This window comes from Streptomyces sp. cg40, assembly GCF_050320165.1.
In the GTDB taxonomy this organism is placed as follows: Bacteria; Actinomycetota; Actinomycetes; order Streptomycetales; family Streptomycetaceae; genus Streptomyces; species Streptomyces hokutonensis.
Window position 1 is genome coordinate 7,839,589 of record NZ_CP190128.1, and the last position, 17,295, is coordinate 7,856,883.

Here is a 17,295-nt window from a genome sequence, read left to right on the forward strand (position 1 = left end):
TGCTCAGTCCCCGACCGGACCGGCAGGCGCCGCGGCGCGTCCACCCTCGTTTCTACGGAACGCGGTACGTCTCCCCGTACACCTTCCACACCAACGGCGGACGCAGCGCCAGGTTCCCTTCATCCAGGAACTTCCGCTGGGCCGTGTCCACGCGGGAGGTGTCGATGCCGGGGTGCTTGGCGCGCATCGTGGCGCGACGGACGTCGAGGAAGGCGCTCAAGTAGGCCTTCTCGTCGCCGCCTTGGGCCGGAGGTGCGGCCCGCTGCATCGCGCGCGTGCGGATGCCGTAGAAGCCGTCCGTGCCCGGGCCGTGGAAGACCATCGCGTCGTAGTAGATGAACTGTCCCAGCGGGCCCAGTCCGTCGCGTTTGGCCTCGCCGACCGCCGGGTCGAAGTAGATGCGGTCGCGCTCCGCGTCCTGGGCGGCCTGGAACGCGGGGACCTTCGCCTCGGCGCGCCAGGCGGCCGGGAAGCCGGGGTCCAGGCCCTGGTGGGAGTCCGTGCCGTCGACCCTGCGCAGCGCGGGGAGGTAGCGGGCGAGGCCGTTGCCGGGGTGGTCGGCGGTGTACTTCTCGACGAGGACGAGCAGGTCGTGGGTGCCGGTGCAGAAGCCGATGATGCCCGCGGTGTAGCCCTGGCCGTCGCCGATGTCCTGCACATATCCGTATGCGCTGCGCCAGTTGAGCGTGGAGTTCTCGGCGCTGGCCACCAGCTCCTGGGCGAGGTTCTTCATGGCCGGCGCGGCCAGTCCCTCGGGTGCTCTGTGCTGCGCCGCGGCGGCCGGGTGCGCGGGCCGCGGGTCGTCGTGGGCGGTGGGTGAGGAGCCGTAGGCCGTCGCCGCGAGGAGGACGAGGGGTACGGCGGCGAGGATCAGGACGCCGGCGCGTTTCATGGGGCCCAGAGTAGGGGCGGTTACGTCCCATATTCCGGGGGTTGGGGGGACATGGGGACTGCCGGACCTGCGTGGCGTAATCTCGGTCCTTTCGCCGTGATCCGAAGGGAGCCCCTGTGGCCGCGATCTCGCTCAGCAAGGTCGAGGAGACCGCACCCGCGCTGGTCAGCCTGTACAAGAGCGCCGGGGTCTCGCTCCGCAAACACGGGCTGGACGGGCAGCGGGCGGCCGTCTACCTGGTGGTCGACTATTCGGGCTCCATGAAGCCGTACTACAAGGACGGCAGCGTGCAGGCGCTGGCAGACCGGGTGTTGGGCCTGTCGGCGCACCTGGACGACGACGGGACCGTGCCGGTCGTCTTCTTCTCCACCGACGTCGACGCCGTCTCGGACATCGCCCTCGCCGACCACGCGGGCCGGATCGACCGCATAGTGGCCGGACTCGGACACATGGGCAAGACGAGCTACCACCTCGCCATGGACGCCGTCATCGACCACTACCTCGACAGCGGCTCCAAGGAGCCCGCGCTCGTCGTCTTCCAGACCGACGGCGGCCCGATCAACAAGCTCGCCGCGGAACGCTATGTGTGCAAGGCCGCGAAGCTGCCGATGTTCTGGCAGTTCGTCGGCTTCGGCGACGCGAAGAGCAAGCAGTTCGAATTCCTGCGCAAACTCGACGAGTTGGCGGTGCCCCAGAAGCGGGCCGTCGACAACGCGGGCTTCTTCCACGCCGGTTCGGACCCGCTGAAGATGTCCGACGCGGAACTCTACGACCGGCTCGTGGGCGAGTTCCCGCAGTGGCTGTCGACGGCACGGCAACAGGGGATCGTCCAGTGACCCGCCTCCTCCCCGCCTCGGCCCGAACTGCCGTGCCCTGGAAGAACGGTGGCGGTGTCACCCGGGAGATCGCCGCCTGGCCCGAGGGCTCGGGCATGGACGACTTCGCCTGGCGGGTGAGCCTCGCCGAGGTCGGCGCGGACGGGCCGTTCTCCGCCTTTCCGGACGTCGACCGGACCCTGACCGTCGTCGAGGGCGCGGGCATGGACCTCACCGTGGGCGGCGAGCGGGTGCTCGTCAACTCCCCTTATGTGCCACGCGACTTCAGGGGCGACCTGCCGACCGACGGCCGGCTGCTGGACGGCCCGGTCGTCAACCTCAACGTCATGTGGCGCAGAAGCGCGGTCGCTACGGCCCCCACGGTCGCCGTCGTCCGGGGGCGGCTGCGGGTGGGCGCGGACACCCTGGTCGTGGCGCTGGACGGGACCGCCGAGGTGGCCGGACTGGCCCTCGGGCCTTATGACGCCGTGCAGTTGGGCGAGGAAGCCGTCCTGCACGCGCGGGGTCGTACCGCCGTGATCGGGCTGTCATTGCCCGCTGACGCACCGTTGGCTTAGCCCGGCCCCCGTGACACCCTGTGGGGTGATCCGGACGGGGAGGCGGCGAACGTATGGACGGCGCACGATCGGTGAACGGCACAGTGGGCGGCGGGCGGCCGGGTGAGGCCGGCAAGGGGGAGAAGCTCGCCGACTGGGCGGACGGACGGCTCGGGCTGTACGCGCTGGCCAAGGCCAATATGCGCAAGGTCTTCCCGGACCACTGGTCCTTCATGCTGGGCGAGATCTGCCTCTACAGCTTCATCATCCTGATCCTCACCGGCGTCTATCTCACCCTGTTCTTCGAGCCGAGCGGTGTCGAGGTCATCTACCACGGCTCGTACACGCCGTTGAACGGCATCCCGATGACCCGGGCGTTCGAGTCCACGCTCGACATCAGCTTCGACGTGCGCGGCGGACTGCTGATCCGGCAGATCCACCACTGGGCGGCCGTCGTCTTCATCGCGGGCATGCTCATCCACATGATGCGGGTGTTCTTCACCGGCGCCTACCGCAAGCCGCGCGAGCTCAACTGGGTGTTCGGCTGGACCCTGTTGTTCCTCGGCATCATCACCGGGCTCACCGGCTACTCGCTCCCCGACGACCTGCTCTCCGGTACCGGCATCCGCTTCGCGGACGGCGCGATCCTGTCCGTGCCGATCGTCGGGACGTACATGTCGATGTTCCTGTTCGGCGGGGAGTTCCCGGGCCACGACATCATCTCGCGGCTCTTCCCCGTCCATGTCCTGCTGCTGCCGGGGATCATGCTGGGCCTGGTGGTCGCGCATCTGATCCTGGTCTTCTACCACAAGCACACGCAGTACCCCGGGCCCGGCCGGGACCAGAAGAGCGTGGTCGGCATGCCCTTCCTGCCCGTCTACATGGCCAAGGCGGGCGGCTTCTTCTTCCTCGTCTTCGGGGTGCTCGCCGTCATGGGCGGCATCGCCAGCATCAACCCCGTGTGGGCCTTCGGACCGTACCGGCCCGACCTGGTGACGACCGGCGCCCAGCCCGACTGGTATCTGGGCTTCTCCGAGGGACTCATCCGCGTGATGCCGGGATGGGAGATCAACGCCTGGGGCCACACACTGGAGTTGGGCGTCTTCATCCCCTTCACGCTCTTCCCGCTGATCCTCGCCGCCATCGGCGCCTACCCCTTCATCGAGGCCTGGATCACCGGCGACAAACGCGAACACCACATCCTGGACCGGCCGCGCAACATGCCGGTGCGCACCGGACTCGGCGTGGCCTGGCTGAGCCTGTACGGCGTGCTGCTGATCGGCGGCGGCAACGACGTGGTCGCCACCCATCTCAACCTCTCGATCAACGCGATCACTTGGTTCGTACGGGTCTCGTTCTTCGTGATGCCGGTGGTCGCCTTCCTTGTCACCAAACGCGTCTGCATGGGACTCCAACGCCGGGACCGGGACAAGGTGTTGCACGGCCGCGAGTCCGGCCTCATCAAGATGCTGCCGCACGGCGAGTACGTCGAGGTCCACGAACCCCTCGCGCAGGACGAGTTGTTCAGACTCACCCAGCACGAACAGGAACCGCCCTACGAGATCGGCCCGCTCGTCGACGCCAACGGTGTGCAGCGGCAGGTCAAGGGCGGGCAGCGGGTCCGGGCCCGGCTCGCCAGGGCGATGTTCGGCCCCGAGACGCGGATCGCGAAGCCGACGGTGGAGGAGTACCGGGAACTCACGAGCGGCGATCACCACCACTGAAGCTTTCTAGTACGGCGGCCCGGCATTCGCCCGGGTCGCCCCAACTCGCGCGCAAGGCACGGGCCTTGGTCAGCCACAGGGACAGGTCGTACTCGGCGGTGTACCCGATCGCACCGTGCAGTTGAAGCGCTGTACGGGCGGTCCTGTACGCCGCCTCGCACGCCGTGACCTTCGCGGCGGCCACATCGGCCGGGTCCATGGTGAGCGCGGCACCGAAGACCAGCGGACGCGCGAACTCCAACGCGATCTTCGCATCGGCCAGTTGATGCTTCACCGCCTGGAACGAGCCGACGGGGACCCCGAACTGGGTGCGCTGCCTGACGTAGGCGACGGTCCGGTCGAGGAGAGCGAGGCCGACGCCCAGGGCCTGGGCGGCGGTGGCGAGGCGGGCCCAGGTGAGGGCGTGGGCCAGGGCGGCGGGCACCTGCGGGCCGACGGCGAGGAGTTCACCGCCGGTGGGGGTGGGGAAGAGCCGGCGGGCGGGGTCGAGAGAGGTGTGGGGCACGGTCGCCGGGGGCGCGAGCCGCAACTCGGCCGCCGAGGGCGCGCCGCCGGGCAGGGGGGCGAGCTGCCGCTCCATCGCCGACTCGCCCGCCTCGGGTGCCGACTTGGCTGCGCCGGACGCCAGTTCGCCCGCTGCCGCAGGCTCTCCGACCGCCTCTCCGGAAGCCCTTCTCGCCGGGCCGCCTGCCGCCGAGACCGTCAGGCGCACGTCCGCCACGTCCGCGTCCAGCGCGTACCGCCCCGTCGCCAGCGTGACCACCGACTCGCCGGAGGCCAGCGCGGGCAGCAGCCTCTTGGCCGGAGCGGGGTCGTCCAGGGTGGTCAGCAGGGCCGCCGCCGCGACCGTCTCCACCAGCGGCCCCGGAACCGCGTGCCGTCCCAACTCCACGAACGCCACCGCGAGTTCGACCGGCCGGGGACCGAGCCCCTCGTACGCCTCGGGCACCGCGAGCGCGAACACCCCGGCCCCCGCGACCCGGCGCCACAGCGAGCGCCCGCTCGTCGGCTCGCCGCGGCTCCAGGACCGTACGACCGACGGGGTGTCCGCGGCCGTCAGCATCGCGTTCAACGAGTCGGCGAACGCCCGCTGTTCGGAGTCGAGGAGGAAGCGCATCAGCGGCGGCCCTTCGGCAGGCCGAGCAGGTGCTCGGCGATGATGTCGCGCTGGATCTCGTTCGTACCGGCGTAGATGGGGCCCGCGAGGGAGAAGACATAGCCCTCGGCCCAGTCGGTGTCCGCCAACTCGCCCTCTGTTCCCAGCAGTTCGAGGGCCGTCTCGTGCAGGGCGATGTCGTACTCGGACCAGAAGACCTTGTTCAGGCTGGACTCCGGGCCGATGGACTCGCCGTCGAGGAAACGGGAGGCGTTGGCGTAGGTGAAGAGCTGGTAGGCGCGGGCGCCGATCACGGCGTCCGCCACCCGGTCCCTTGTGGTGGCCGAACTGCCCTGCTCCCGCCAGAGGTCGAGCAGGCGGTCGGCGGCGGCGAGGAAGCGGCCGGGGGAGCGGAGGGTGAGCCCGCGCTCGTTGCCGGCTGTCGACATGGCGACCCGCCAGCCCTGGCCCGGCTCGCCGATCACGTCCTCGTCGGGCACGAACACCTCGTCCAGGAAGAGTTCCGCGAAGGCCGGTCTGCCGTCCAGGCGGCCGATCGGGCGGACCGTGACGCCGGGTGCGCGCAGGTCGAACATCAGGTAGGTCAGGCCCTGTTGGGGCTTCGGGGTGTCAGGCTCGCTGCGGAACAGGCCGAACGCGCGGTCCGCGAAGGCCGCCCGCGAGGACCACGTCTTCTGGCCGCTCAGCAGCCAGCCGCCGCCCGTGCGCACCGCCCGAGAGGTGAGCGAGGCCAGGTCCGAACCCGCCTCCGGCTCCGACCACGCCTGCGCCCACACCACCTCGCCGGTCGCCATCGACGGCAGCACCCGCGCGCGTTGCTCCCGCGTGCCGTGGTCGAAGAGGGTCGGGGCGAGCAGGTTGATGCCGTTCTGGCCGACCCGGCCCGGCGCGCCCGCCGCGTAGTACTCCTCCTCGAACAGCAGCCACCGCACGATGTCCACGCCCCGGCCGCCGTACTCCTTGGGCCAGGACACCACCGACCAACGCTCCGCGGCGAGTCGGGCCTCCCACTCCCGGTGCGCGGCGAAGCCCTCCTTCGTCTCCAGGGAGGGGAGTGGCGTGGCCGGCACCTGCGCGCGCAGCCAGGCGCGGGCCTCGGCGCGGAACGCCTCCTCGGCGGGAGTGAAGTCGAGGTCCATCGCCAACCGTCCTTCCCTAACAAGTGTTTGGTAGGTTAGCGTGGCCGTATGACAGGCGTCGAGAGTCCGGCATACGTCCCCGGGCACGGGCTGCTGAAGGGGCGCACCGCCGTCGTCACCGCCGCCGCCGGCGCGGGGATCGGCGGGGCCACCGCGCGCCGCTTCCTGGAAGAGGGAGCGCGTGTACTGATCAGCGACGCGCACACGCGGCGGCTGAAGGAGTACGAGGCCGAGCTGGCTGGGGAGTTCGGCGCGGACGCGGTCGCCGCGCTGCCGTGCGACGTCACCGACGAAGCGCAAGTGCAGGCGCTGTTCGACGCGGCCGTCGCGGCGCACGGGCGGCTGGACGTCGTCGTCAACAATGCGGGTCTGGGCGGGACTTCGGACCTCGTCGACATGAGCGACGAGCAGTGGTCGAAGGTGCTGGACGTGACGTTGAACGGCACCTTCCGCTGCACCCGGGCCGCCCTGCGCGCGATGCGCGGGACCGGCGGCGGGGTGATCGTCAACAACGCCTCCGTCGTCGGCTGGCGCGCCCAGGCCGGGCAGGCGCACTACGCGGCGGCCAAGGCGGGCGTGATGGCGCTGACCCGGTGCGCGGCGATCGAGGCCGCCGCGTACGGCGTGCGGATCAACGCGGTCTCGCCGAGCCTCGCCATGCACCCGCACCTGGTGAAGGTGACGACCCCCGAACTGCTCGCGGACCTCACCGCCCGCGAGGCCTTCGGGCGGTACGCCGAGCCCTGGGAGGTGGCCAACGTGATCGTGTTCCTGGCCTCGGACTACTCCTCGTACATGACGGGCGAGGTCGTCTCCGTGAGCAGCCAGCATGCGTAGCGGCGCGGGAGGCTGCGTGAGGGGCCGGGTCCGGGGCACGACAATGGGTCCGTGCCGACCAAGAAGAAACCCCCGGTGACCGCCGCTCCGGCCCGCCGTCGCGAACTCCTCGACACGGCCGCCGAGGTCTTCGCCGAGCAGGGCTACAACGCCACCACCGTACGGAAGATCGCGGACCACGCGGGCATGCTCGCGGGCAGCCTCTACTACCACTTCGACTCCAAGGAATCGATGCTGGAGGAGATCCTGCGCACCTTCCTCGACGAGCTCTGGGGCGGCTACGACACCGTCCTGGACGCCGAGTCCGGGCCGCGCGAGACGCTGGAGGCGCTGGTCACCGAGTCGTTCCGGGAGATCGACCGGCACCGCGCGGCCGTCGCGATCTACCAGAAGGAGAGCAAGCAACTGGTCGCGCAGGAGCGGTTCGCGTTCCTCGCCGAGTCGCAGCGCAAGTTCGAGAAGGCGTGGCTGTCCACGCTGGAGCGCGGGGTCGCCGCCAAGGTCTTCCGGGCCGACCTCGACGTCCGGCTCACCTACCGGTTCGTCCGCGACACGGTGTGGGTCGCCGCGTCCTGGTACCGGCCCGGCGGACAGCACAGCGCCGAGGAGATCGCCCGGCAGTACCTGTCGATGGTGCTGGACGGGATCGCCGTACGCACGTAACTCGCGGGCAAGTATGGGGAGTTGACATGGCCGAGGCCTACATCGTCGAAGCGGTCCGGACGCCCGTCGGGCGGCGCGGGGGAGGGCTCGGCGCGGTCCATCCGGCCGACCTCGGGGCGCATGTGCTGGGGGAGCTGGTCGCGCGCTCGGGGATCGATCCCGCCGCCGTCGAGGACGTCGTCTTCGGGTGTCTGGACGCGGTGGGGCCGCAGGCCGGGGACATCGCGCGGACCGCCTGGCTGGCGGCCGGGCTGCCCGAGGAGGTGCCGGGCGTGACGGTCGACCGGCAGTGCGGATCCTCGCAGCAGGCCGTGCACTTCGCGGCTCAGGGGGTGCTCTCCGGCACCCAGGACCTGGTCGTCGCCGGGGGCGTCCAGAACATGTCGCTGATCCCCATCGCCTTCGCCTCCCGCCAGGCCGCCCTGCCGCTCGGCCTGACGGAGGGCCCCTTCGCGGGCAGCGAGGGCTGGCGCGCCCGCTACGGGACACAGCCCGTCAACCAGTTCGCCGGGGCCGAGATGATCGCCGCCAAGTGGGGCATCAGCAGGCAGGACCAGGAGGAGTTCGCCCTCCGCTCGCACCGGCGGGCCCTGCGCGCCATCGACGAGGGCCGCTTCGAACGGGAGACGGTCGCCTACGGCGCGGTCGCGGTCGACGAGGGCCCGCGCCGGGACACCTCGCTGGAGAAGATGGCCGGCCTGAAACCGGTCGTCGAGGGCGGCACCATCACCGCCGCGTGCTCCTCCCAGGTCTCCGACGGCGCGGCGGCGATGCTGCTCGCCTCGGAACGGGCCGTGCGGGAACACGGACTGACGCCCCGCGCCCGCATCCACCACCTCTCCGTCCGCGGCGAGGACCCGATCCGCATGCTGTCCGCACCCATCCCGGCCACCGCCCACGCCCTGAAGAAGACCGGCCTGACCATCGACGCCATCGACCTCGTCGAGATCAACGAGGCCTTCGCGCCCGTCGTCCTCGCCTGGCTGAAGGAGACGGGCGCCGACCCCGACAGGGTCAACGTCAACGGCGGCGCGATAGCCCTCGGCCACCCCCTCGGCGCGACCGGCGTCAGACTCATGACCACCCTCCTGCACGAACTGGAGCGCACCGGCGGCCGGTTCGGCCTCCAGACCATGTGCGAGGGCGGCGGCCAGGCCAATGTGACGATCATCGAACGGCTGTGACCGTCGAGCGGGCGGCCGTCAGCCGCTGAGTGAGAAGCCCAGCAGCACTCCGGCGGACACCTCCACCAGCCCCGGCGCGAGATCGCCCTGCGAACTGCCGTTCCCGGAACCGTGGCCGCGGGACTGGCGGAACTCGTACGACTCGGCGTCCACATCCTGGATGTGTACCACCGGCCCCAGTGGCACGCCCGTCGCCTCCGTGTACACCTCGGCCTTGCGGCGGGCGGCGGCCACCGCCTTGCGGCGCGCCTCGTCCCGCAGCGCGGGCTTGTTCCGTACGTCGAAGTCGACGCTGTCGATCTGGTGCGCCCCGGCCTCGACCGCGTCCACGATCAACTGCCGCAGGTCGTCGAGCGCCTCGGTCTCGATGACGTAGGAAGCCTGGCAGCGGTATCCGAGGAACTTCCGTTCCTCCCCGTACCCGGAGTAGGACGAGTTGAGCCCCAGCCGGGAACCCGACACCGACGCGTCGGGTATCCCGTGCCCGCGCAGCACCTCGCGCAGCCGGGTCACCGCCGCGTCCGCCTCCTGGAACGCCTGGTCCGCCGAGGGCTCCAGTACGTTGACCGCCAGCTGCACCCGGACCAGTTGCGGCTCCGCCCGCACACTGCCCGCACCGAAAACACTGAGCCCCCAGGGCTCCCGGATCGTTTGCGTCATGCGCGCATTGAAGCACCGCCGGACGCCAACTCGCCCACAATTGAAGCCGCTTGATCCATCATCCCGGCCACCAGCTCCGCACATGACGGCAGGTCGTCGATGACCCCGGCGACCTGCCCGGACGCCATCACCCCGAGATCCGTCCGGCCGTCCACCATCGACGCCTTGAGCAGCATCGGCGTGTTCGCGGCGAGCAGGACCTGGCTCCAGGGCAGCTCCTTGCCGTGCTTCATGGCGAGGCCGTCGCGGATCATGCGCCGCCAGGTCAGACCGGACAGGCGGCGGAAGCCCGCCGCCCGGCGTACCGCCTGGAGCAGGGTTCGCGTACGGCCGGAGCGCTCCAGGGCGTCGACCAGTTCCGTGCGGAGCATGCGGTGCGGCAGGCCGTCGACCGCCCGGGTGACCGTGACGTCCTTGACCGTCGCCGCCAGATACGCCGCCTTCACCGCGTCCGGGACCGTCGAGTCAGAGGTGAGGAGGAAGCGGGTGCCCATGGCGACGCCCGCCGCGCCGTAGGCCAGCGCCGCGACCAGCCCCCGCCCGTCGAAGAAGCCGCCCGCCGCCACCACCGGTATGTCCACCGCGTCCACCACCTGCGGCAGCAGCACCGTCGTCGCCACCTCCCCGGTGTGGCCGCCGCCCTCCCCGCCCTGCACGATCACCGCGTCCGCGCCCCACGCCGCGACCTTCTCCGCGTGCCGCCGTGCCCCGATCGACGGGATCACGACCACACCCGCCTCCTTCAGCTCGGCGATCAGCTCGGCGGACGGCGCGAGCGCGAAGGACGCGACCCGCACGCCTTCCTCGATCATGATCCGCACCCGGTCGCCGGCGTCGGCCGCGTCCGCCCGCAGATTCACCCCGAACGGCGCCCCCGTACGGGACTTGACCTCGCGGATCGCCTCCCGGAGCCGGTCGGTGTCCATGGTCGCGGAGGCCAGGATGCCCAGCGCGCCCGCATTCGCCGTGGCCGACACCAGCCGCGGGCCCGCCACCCAGCCCATCCCCGTCTGCACGATCGGATGCCGCACCCCGACCAGTCTGGTCAGCGCGGTCTCCATCAGCCGGCCACCTCCCTGCGCCGGATGTCGGACGGGTCGATGACCTCGCGGATCAACCGCAGCTCCTCCGGGGTGGGTTCACGGGTCGCCTCCACCTCGTCCGGAACCGTCAGCTCGAAGCCGGTCGCCTCCCTGACCTGCTCCACCGTGACCCCCGGATGCAGCGAGGCCAGCCGCATCGAGCGGTCGGGGGTCGCGAAGTCGAAGACACCGAGGTCGGAGACGACCCGGGGGATACGGTGGAAGCGGGCCGTCCCCGGATGCTCGGCGACCCGGTCGTACCCCACCCCGCACACCATGTCGACCTGCTCCACGAACACCCGCCGGGAGTGCCGCGGTATCCAGTAACTCGTCGGATTGTTCAGCGTGTTGACCGGCGCCCCGCGCACCCCGAGCAACTGCCGCTTCGGGCGCGCCCAGTCACCGACGCACGAGATGTTCTGGTTGCCGTACCGGTCGATCTGGCTCGCGCCCATCATCACGTGCCGGCGCCCGCCGGACACCAGGGCGAGGTGCTGCCGGTACGGCAACCAGCCTTCCGGTGTCCCGTCCGGACGGACGATCATCGCCTCGCCGTCGGTCAGCAACAGGTCGGGCGCGAAGGTGAGCCGGGCCAGCCGCGCGCCGACGGACGGGATCAGGCCCATGGGGCTGGCCAGGATCTCACCGGCGTCACGCCACGCCTCCGCACAGGCGATCACGCAGTATTCGGAACGCAGTACCTCCATCACCCCTGTTCCTCCTGCCAGTTGCGTACCGCCGACCGGTAGTCCGCCTCGTCCCCGGCGAGGAAGCGCTCGGAGAACTCCGCCCAGGGTGTCGTCGCGTACAGCCGCTGGAACTCCTCGTCCCTGCCGTGGTCGGGGGCGCACGACGTGAAGTGGGCGCCGCCGGGCGCCTCGACGACCCCGGTCACGTGCAACCGCTTGACGAGCAGGGACTGCGGCGGCGCCTCCTTCGTCAACTCGGCCGTGTCCACGATCCGTTCGCAGGAGACATAGGCCGCGTCCGCCGCCTCGCAGAACAGGTCGTCGAAGTAAGGGTCCGGGCCCAGATACTGCCCGTTGCCCAGCCGGTCGGCCCGGTTGACGTGCACCAGGGCCGCGTCCAGCCGCAGCGCGGGCATCGCGACGAACGTCTCCCCGTCCTCGTACGGCGAAGTCACCGTCCGCAGAGCGGGGTTGACCCGCATCACGTCCGAGCCGATCCCCGCGCGCACCGGCAGGAACGGAAGCCGGTTCGCCGCCGCGCGCAGGCCCCACATGAACATGGCCTCGTCGACCTCGGTCAGCTCGAACTCCCCGCGCTCGCGCGCCGCCCGGTAGCGCGGTTCGAGCGGGATGGAATCGAGGGTGACGAAGGGCGCCACCAGTCTGCGGACCCGGCCGGCCGCCACCAGCATCCCGACGTCCGGGCCGCCGTACGAGACCAGGGTGAGATCGCCGATGCCGCTCCGCAACAGCGCCCGGACCAGTGACATCGGCTTGCGGCGGGAACCCCAGCCGCCGATGCCCAGGGTCATGCCGCTCGTCAGCCGCGAGACGACCTCGTCGGCGGTCATCGTCTTGTCGGTCACCTACGCCTCCTCCCCTCCGGTAGTGCCGGTCGTTCCGAACGTGTCGCGCACCCGGTCCGCCACCCCGCTGACGCTCGCCTCGAAGGTGAAGCCCTGCTCGAAGCGGTAGCTGCGGCGGACGTCGACGGGGTCGATGCCGTTGATCGCGGACTTGGCGAGCCGGATCAGCTCGCCGTCCTTGGCGGCTATCTCGGCCGCCAACTCCAGCGCGGACGGCAGCAGTTCGGCGCGCGGTACGACCCGCCACACCGAGCCGTGCGCGTGCAGCTCGGCCGCCGTCGCCGTGCGCGAGGTGTAGTACAGGGCGCGCATCAGGTGCTGGGGGACCAGCCGGGCCAGATGCGTGGCGGCACCCAGCGCGCCCCGGTCCAGCTCGGGCAGCCCGAAGGTGGCGTCCTCGCTGGCCACGATCACGTCCGCGTTCCCCACCAGGCCGATGCCTCCGCCCAGGCAGAAGCCCTGCACGGCCGCCACCACGGGCACCTCGCACTCGTACACCGCGGCGAACGCCTCGAAACAGCCCCGGTTCACCCCCACCAGGGCCGACTGTCCGCGCGCCTGTATCTCCTTGATGTCCACGCCCGCGTTGAAGCCCCGCCCCTCGGCCGCCAGCACCACACAGCGCACGCCGGGGTCGCGGCCGGCCGCGCGCACGGCGTCGGCCAGCGCGAACCAGCCGTCCACCGGCAGCGCGTTCACCGGCGGGAAGTCGACCGTGACGATCGAGATCCCCTTGCTCGCGAACGAGTTTTCCGGGGAGGAGGTGGAGACACCCATGGCCGCATCAGCTACCTTTCCACCAAACATTTGTTAGGTGTGAGGCTTCGAAGCTAGCAGCCGGAGAATCCGAGCGGGAGGCCCTGTGGACAACCCTCATGTGGACAACTCGCCCGACCGCTCCTTGAACGGCCGGACCGTCCTCGTCACCGGCGGCACCCGAGGCGTCGGCGCCGGAATCGCGCGAGCCTTCGTCGAGGCCGGCGCCCGGGTGCTGACCTGCGCGCGCAAACCGCCGGAAGTCCCCGTCGAGGGAACGGAATTCAGCCCCCTGGACCTGCGCGACCCGCACGCCGTACGGGAGTTCTTCGCCGCGCTGCCCCGGCTCGATGTCCTCGTCAACAACGCGGGCGGCGCGCCGTACCGCCCGCTCGTCGACGCGACGGCCGAACGCCACGCGCGGATCATCGAGTTGAACCTCCTCGCCCCGCTCACCGCCTCCCTCGCCGCGTACGAACACCTCAGGCGGGCCAGGGGCTCGGTCGTGATGATCGGCAGCGTCAGCGGCAGCCGGCCCTCGCCCGGTTCGGCGGCGTACGGGGCGGCCAAGGCGGGACTGGAGAACCTGGCCCGTTCGATGGCCGTGGAGTGGGCGCCGGACGTCCGCGTCAACACCCTCGTCGTCGGCATGGTCCGCACGGAGTCGTCCCATCTGCACTACGGCGGCGAGGACGCCGTCGCGGCCGTCTCCCGCACCGTCCCGCTCGGCCGCCTCGCCGAACCCGCCGACGTGGGCGCCGCGGCGGTCTTCCTCGCTTCCCCCGCCGCCGCGTACATCAGCGGCGCGAGCCTGCTGGTCCACGGCGGCGGGGAGCGGCCGGCCTTCCTGGACGCCGCAACCGCCAACAAGGAGACGTGAGATGAGTGCCAGTGCTCTCTGCGACGGCCGGGTCGTCGTCGTCACCGGCGCGGGCCGCGGCCTGGGCCGCGCCCATGCCCTCGCCTTCGCCGCCGAGGGCGCCAGGGTCGTCGTCAACGACCTCGGCGTCGGCCTCGACGGCACCCCGGACCCCGACAGCCCCGCCGCCCAGGTCGTTGCGGAGATCCGCGCGGCGGGCGGCGAGGCGGTGGCCCACGGCGGCGACATCGCCACGGGCACCGGTGCCGCGTCCCTGGTCACGACCGCCCTGGAGACCTACGGCCGCCTCGACGCCCTGGTCAACAACGCGGGTTACCTGCGCGACCGCATGCTCGTCAACCTCGACGAGGACGACTGGGACGCGGTGCTCCGCGTCCACCTGAAGGGCCACTTCCTGCCCCTCAAGCACGCCGCCGCGCACTGGCGCGCCGAGTCCAAGGCGGGCCGCACCCCCACCGCCCGCATCATCAACACCAGCAGCGGAGCAGGCCTGTTGGGCTCACTGGGCCAGGGCAACTACAGCGCCGCCAAGGCCGGCATCATCGGCCTCACCCTCGTCGCCGCCGCCGAACTCTCCCGCTACGGCGTCCAGGTCAACGCCATCGCCCCCGCGGCCCGCACCCGCATGACGGAACACACCTTCGCCGACACGATGACCGCCCCCGCCTCCGGCTTCGACACGATGGCCCCGGAGAACGTCTCCCCGTTGGTGGTGTGGCTGGGCTCCGCCGCGAGCGCGGGGGTCACTGGCCGCGTCTTCGAGACGGAGGGCGGACGCATCACCGTGATGGAGGGGTGGAGGGCGGGCCCCAGCACGGACAAGGGGGCGCGATGGGGTGCGGGGGAGGCGGGAGAGGCTGTGCTGAAACTGCTGGCGGAGGCGGAGACTCCGGGGGCGGTGTACGGGGCGTAGCAGTGGTTGGACCTGCCCTGTCGTCCCAGTGGGCCACACCCGACTACGTGTCGCACTCCAGCACCGTCCGGCACAAGGAGCACCGCGCTCGTACTCGCCCCCGCACCGGCACCCTGATCCGCTGATGGCACGTGGGGCAGGGGAACGACACCCGCAGACTGCCGTGCCCGTCCCCGGTGAAGGCGTACGGCACCCCTTTCTGGACTCCGGGCCCGTGCCGTCGGTCGGCCGCGTAGCGTCGCCGTCCCGCCCACCCCGCCGCCGTGAGGGGAGGCTGCTGCTCGTCACGCCGGGCCTGTTCCATGCCCTTGACGTACGCCGTGTAGGCCTGCGGACTCGTGAACCACACGGAGGGATCCTCGCCGAAGACGAGTGCCCGCTTGGCGAGGACGTACCCGAACTCCTCCGGCGTGAGATAGCCGAGCTTCTGGGAGGACGCCGAGTCCTCCCGATACGCGTCCAGCAGCAGCCACCCCGCGCCGAGATATGTCGCCGCCGTGTCCGTGAGGATCTCGTTCTCCCGGGTGCCGGGGAAGGACAGGTCCAGGCGGTGCAGATAGACGTGCATGACCTCGTGCGCGAGAGCCGCGCCGATGTCCCGCCGATGGGTGCGGAACCGGTCGTTCAACTCCACGAAGTACTCGGGCCCGGCCGTGAGTTCGACGTTCGCCGCATGCTTCATCTCACGGAAGCTGACGATCAGCCGGGCATCCGGGAGCCGGTAGTGCCGGACCATCTCCCGCGCCACCCGCTGCGCCCCCAGATGCAGGTCGTCCGTGTCGCAGAACGCCACGTCGACGGGGGCCACACTGGTCGCGAACGTCTGGACGGTGTCGTACGACAAGCGCTTGTAGAGCGCGGTGATGGAGTCCCGCACCGTGTCCAGATGCGGGTAGCCGTGCTCGACCGGTCCGTCGTCCGCCACGTCCACAACCCCCAGAGACGCCCTGAACCCGCATCCACTGTATGCCGAGGGGCCCGGATGCACGCCCCCAATAATTCCCTGACGGATCGCGGCCGAGAAGGCTATGCTCCCCGCGATGACGACTCACTCTGTTCACAGAACGGGGGTCCCGTCCGCGCAAGGTGAGTGCTGATGCTCCCTCACACCGCGAACGGGAATTCCCCGCTTTCCTTCTGGCCGCACGTGCGCGAGTTCGCCGTGCCGCCCTCCATGATCGAGACCGCCACGGTCCGCCGCGCCGCCGGTGACTGGGCGGGCGCCTGCGCCGCCGCCGGTGTCGACGTCGATCTCGACCTACGGTCCCTCGCGCGCGCCCACGGCCGGGAACTGGCCGCCCAAGTGCGCGTCGATCTCCGCCGACTCGCCCCCGACCTGCTCCGCTGGCATCTGCCGAGGATCGCGCCCGACGGGCTGCTGCGCCCGGGACTGACCCTCACCCTGGCCCGCTACAGGCACGATGCCGCCCGCCCGCTCCACCTGGTGGTGCGGACCCCACCGGCCTGGGCCGACGGCGGTCAGCGGATCGGCCTCGCGCTGTGGGACGGCACCCGTCGGGACGCCGTAGCCCGACGGCATCCGCATCCCCGGCCGAACCGACGGTTCCGCCTCGACCTGCACCGACACCTGTGGGACGCGGGAAGAAGCGGTGAGCTGCGGGTCCGCTCCGGGGCCGACCGACCGCCCGGCGACGGACCTCCACCAATCCCGGCTCCGCTGGACACCGTGCCCGAGGCGTGGCACTGCGCCGTCGACCGGTGGGCGGACGAGGCGGCGATCCTGCTCCACGCGGAGGGGCGGACGGCCGGTCCCGTCACCGTACGGTTCGGTTCCCGGCACCGGTTCGTCCTGGCACCGGATCCGGCCGCGGGCACCCTGCGGATCGAACCGGCACCGACCGACGGCGGTGCCGCCCCGCTGCCGGTCCTGCCCGACGCGGCGACCTGGGTCCCGCCCGACCTGGAACTCCTCCGCACCGGCGCGATCGAGGCCGGCCGGCTCCATCCGCTGGTCGCCGCCGCACTCGTACCGGATCGCCCCCGGCCGGACGGTTCCGTACGGACTCAGGGGCGGTCAGGACAGCCGCACCTGGTCGAATGCCGGGGCGCCCTGCACCGGATCGGGCTGGTCGACGGCGTACTGGCACCCCTCGACCACGATCCGGACGAGATCCGGCGCGAGGAACTGCTCGTCGCGCTGACCGGCACCCCGCTGCCCTGCCTCCAGGCCGTCGACGACGCCCACCGCCACCCGGACTGCCTCACCGGCGTCCGCGAACGCCTCATCCACGGTGACACCACCGGCGCGCTGGCCGTCGTGGAGGGACTGCTCGGTCCCGACGCGGTGCTGCGCGGCGGCGCGCTGCGGGACGAACTCCACGCGGCGGCGCAACGGCGGCTCACGTACGGGCTGTTCAGGGCCGGCCTGACCGGTCCCGGACCTCGGTCCGGCCACTTCTTCCCGGGACTTCCACTCCCGCGGAAGGAACGCCTCCGCGCTGCCAACGGCCTCTGACCGCACAGAACTTCGCCTCAACCGGCCAGGCCGCACCCCCGCACG

The 17,295-nt window shown here is 71.4% G+C and carries 18 protein-coding genes; 9 read left to right on the forward strand and 9 right to left on the reverse strand.

The annotated features are described in order from the left end of the window. Positions 1 to 52 precede the first annotated feature (52 nt). On the reverse strand, positions 53 to 892 hold the full coding sequence (locus ACQHII_RS35310) for a chitosanase (protein ID WP_427923070.1): 840 nt from the start codon (positions 890 to 892) through the stop codon (positions 53 to 55). A 116-nt stretch (positions 893 to 1,008) separates the two neighbouring features. Here ACQHII_RS35310 and ACQHII_RS35315 point away from each other — a divergent pair, with 116 nt between their 5' ends. Genes ACQHII_RS35315 through ACQHII_RS35325 form a run of 3 tightly spaced genes read left to right on the forward strand, consistent with a single transcriptional unit; the run spans position 1,009 to position 3,988 of the window. Then, positions 1,009 to 1,728 carry a vWA domain-containing protein gene (locus ACQHII_RS35315; RefSeq protein ID WP_427923071.1) on the forward strand — a complete coding sequence of 240 codons (720 nt, stop codon included), beginning with the start codon at positions 1,009 to 1,011 and terminating at the stop codon, positions 1,726 to 1,728. Beyond that, positions 1,725 to 2,285 (forward strand): HutD/Ves family protein, encoded by a 561-nt coding sequence (locus ACQHII_RS35320; protein WP_427923072.1) that lies wholly within the window; start codon positions 1,725 to 1,727, stop codon positions 2,283 to 2,285. Before ACQHII_RS35315 ends, ACQHII_RS35320 begins: the two co-directional genes overlap by 4 nt. 53 nt (positions 2,286 to 2,338) lie before the next feature. Then, on the forward strand, positions 2,339 to 3,988 hold the full coding sequence (locus ACQHII_RS35325) for a cytochrome b (protein WP_427923073.1): 1,650 nt from the start codon (positions 2,339 to 2,341) through the stop codon (positions 3,986 to 3,988). Here ACQHII_RS35325 and ACQHII_RS35330 read toward each other — a convergent pair. After that, positions 3,963 to 5,105, reverse strand: a complete 1,143-nt coding sequence (locus tag ACQHII_RS35330; RefSeq protein WP_427923074.1) for an acyl-CoA dehydrogenase family protein — start codon at positions 5,103 to 5,105, stop codon at positions 3,963 to 3,965. The two genes, ACQHII_RS35325 and ACQHII_RS35330, sit on opposite strands and share 26 nt — an antisense overlap. Continuing rightward, positions 5,105 to 6,244: an acyl-CoA dehydrogenase family protein gene (locus ACQHII_RS35335; protein WP_427923075.1), complete on the reverse strand. Its 1,140-nt coding sequence runs from the start codon at positions 6,242 to 6,244 to the stop codon at positions 5,105 to 5,107. Before ACQHII_RS35335 ends, ACQHII_RS35330 begins: the two co-directional genes overlap by 1 nt. Before the next feature lie 48 nt (positions 6,245 to 6,292). Here ACQHII_RS35335 and ACQHII_RS35340 point away from each other — a divergent pair, with 48 nt between their 5' ends. From ACQHII_RS35340 to ACQHII_RS35350, 3 genes are read left to right on the forward strand one after another with little or no spacing between them, the layout of a single operon-like run. Continuing rightward, a complete protein-coding gene (locus tag ACQHII_RS35340) occupies positions 6,293 to 7,081 on the forward strand; it encodes an SDR family oxidoreductase (RefSeq protein ID WP_427923076.1) in 789 nt (262 codons plus the stop codon). 51 nt (positions 7,082 to 7,132) lie between these two features. After that, positions 7,133 to 7,744 carry a TetR/AcrR family transcriptional regulator gene (locus ACQHII_RS35345; RefSeq protein ID WP_381242194.1) on the forward strand — a complete coding sequence of 204 codons (612 nt, stop codon included), beginning with the start codon at positions 7,133 to 7,135 and terminating at the stop codon, positions 7,742 to 7,744. Positions 7,745 to 7,770: 26 nt separating this feature from the next. Beyond that, positions 7,771 to 8,928, forward strand: a complete 1,158-nt coding sequence (locus ACQHII_RS35350; protein ID WP_427923077.1) for an acetyl-CoA C-acetyltransferase — start codon at positions 7,771 to 7,773, stop codon at positions 8,926 to 8,928. 18 nt (positions 8,929 to 8,946) lie between these two features. On the opposite strand, the gene ACQHII_RS35355 is transcribed toward ACQHII_RS35350, so the two are convergent. The 5 genes from ACQHII_RS35355 to ACQHII_RS35375 are packed head-to-tail and all read right to left on the reverse strand — an operon-like array spanning position 8,947 to position 13,002. Next, complete coding sequence (locus ACQHII_RS35355) at positions 8,947 to 9,588, reverse strand: SIMPL domain-containing protein (protein ID WP_427923078.1); 642 nt, start codon at positions 9,586 to 9,588, stop codon at positions 8,947 to 8,949. Then, a complete protein-coding gene (locus tag ACQHII_RS35360) occupies positions 9,585 to 10,649 on the reverse strand; it encodes an NAD(P)H-dependent flavin oxidoreductase (RefSeq protein WP_427923079.1) in 1,065 nt (354 codons plus the stop codon). Before ACQHII_RS35360 ends, ACQHII_RS35355 begins: the two co-directional genes overlap by 4 nt. Continuing rightward, positions 10,649 to 11,377, reverse strand: coding sequence for a CoA-transferase subunit beta (locus ACQHII_RS35365; RefSeq protein WP_427923080.1), 729 nt, complete (start codon positions 11,375 to 11,377; stop codon positions 10,649 to 10,651). Before ACQHII_RS35365 ends, ACQHII_RS35360 begins: the two co-directional genes overlap by 1 nt. Beyond that, positions 11,377 to 12,225 carry a CoA transferase subunit A gene (locus ACQHII_RS35370; protein ID WP_427923081.1) on the reverse strand — a complete coding sequence of 283 codons (849 nt, stop codon included), beginning with the start codon at positions 12,223 to 12,225 and terminating at the stop codon, positions 11,377 to 11,379. Before ACQHII_RS35370 ends, ACQHII_RS35365 begins: the two co-directional genes overlap by 1 nt. Next, positions 12,226 to 13,002 carry an enoyl-CoA hydratase family protein gene (locus ACQHII_RS35375; protein ID WP_427923082.1) on the reverse strand — a complete coding sequence of 259 codons (777 nt, stop codon included), beginning with the start codon at positions 13,000 to 13,002 and terminating at the stop codon, positions 12,226 to 12,228. Between the two features lie 85 nt (positions 13,003 to 13,087). Between ACQHII_RS35375 and ACQHII_RS35380 the strand changes: the two genes are divergently transcribed. Further along, on the forward strand, positions 13,088 to 13,861 hold the full coding sequence (locus ACQHII_RS35380; protein ID WP_427923083.1) for an SDR family oxidoreductase: 774 nt from the start codon (positions 13,088 to 13,090) through the stop codon (positions 13,859 to 13,861). 1 nt (position 13,862) lies between these two features. After that, the gene (locus tag ACQHII_RS35385; RefSeq protein ID WP_427923084.1) at positions 13,863 to 14,774 is read left to right on the forward strand and encodes an SDR family oxidoreductase; all 912 of its coding nucleotides are present in this window, start codon (positions 13,863 to 13,865) and stop codon (positions 14,772 to 14,774) included. Positions 14,775 to 14,817: 43 nt separating this feature from the next. Here ACQHII_RS35385 and ACQHII_RS35390 read toward each other — a convergent pair whose 3' ends face one another. Then, a complete protein-coding gene (locus tag ACQHII_RS35390; protein WP_427923085.1) occupies positions 14,818 to 15,699 on the reverse strand; it encodes a hypothetical protein in 882 nt (293 codons plus the stop codon). A 171-nt stretch (positions 15,700 to 15,870) separates the two neighbouring features. On the opposite strand from ACQHII_RS35390, the gene ACQHII_RS35395 reads away from it, so the two are divergent. Then, positions 15,871 to 17,250 (forward strand): hypothetical protein, encoded by a 1,380-nt coding sequence (locus ACQHII_RS35395; RefSeq protein ID WP_427923086.1) that lies wholly within the window; start codon positions 15,871 to 15,873, stop codon positions 17,248 to 17,250. The last annotated feature ends 45 nt before the right edge of the window (positions 17,251 to 17,295 follow it).

Excerpts from the sequence above, each read along its gene's own strand:
- ACQHII_RS35365 (WP_427923080.1), bottom strand. The coding sequence starts at position 11,377 with ATGGAGGTACTGCGTTCCGAATACTGCGTGATCGCCTGTGCGGAGGCG.
- ACQHII_RS35360 (WP_427923079.1), bottom strand. The coding sequence starts at position 10,649 with ATGGAGACCGCGCTGACCAGACTGGTCGGGGTGCGGCATCCGATCGTG.
- ACQHII_RS35335 (WP_427923075.1), bottom strand. The coding sequence starts at position 6,244 with ATGGACCTCGACTTCACTCCCGCCGAGGAGGCGTTCCGCGCCGAGGCC.
- ACQHII_RS35375 (WP_427923082.1), bottom strand. The coding sequence starts at position 13,002 with ATGGGTGTCTCCACCTCCTCCCCGGAAAACTCGTTCGCGAGCAAGGGG.
- ACQHII_RS35310 (WP_427923070.1), bottom strand. The coding sequence starts at position 892 with ATGAAACGCGCCGGCGTCCTGATCCTCGCCGCCGTACCCCTCGTCCTC.
- ACQHII_RS35395 (WP_427923086.1), top strand. The coding sequence starts at position 15,871 with ATGCTCCCTCACACCGCGAACGGGAATTCCCCGCTTTCCTTCTGGCCG.
- ACQHII_RS35325 (WP_427923073.1), top strand. The coding sequence starts at position 2,339 with ATGGACGGCGCACGATCGGTGAACGGCACAGTGGGCGGCGGGCGGCCG.
- ACQHII_RS35350 (WP_427923077.1), top strand. The coding sequence starts at position 7,771 with ATGGCCGAGGCCTACATCGTCGAAGCGGTCCGGACGCCCGTCGGGCGG.
- ACQHII_RS35340 (WP_427923076.1), top strand. The coding sequence starts at position 6,293 with ATGACAGGCGTCGAGAGTCCGGCATACGTCCCCGGGCACGGGCTGCTG.
- ACQHII_RS35385 (WP_427923084.1), top strand. The coding sequence starts at position 13,863 with ATGAGTGCCAGTGCTCTCTGCGACGGCCGGGTCGTCGTCGTCACCGGC.
- ACQHII_RS35355 (WP_427923078.1), bottom strand. The coding sequence starts at position 9,588 with ATGACGCAAACGATCCGGGAGCCCTGGGGGCTCAGTGTTTTCGGTGCG.
- ACQHII_RS35330 (WP_427923074.1), bottom strand. The coding sequence starts at position 5,105 with ATGCGCTTCCTCCTCGACTCCGAACAGCGGGCGTTCGCCGACTCGTTG.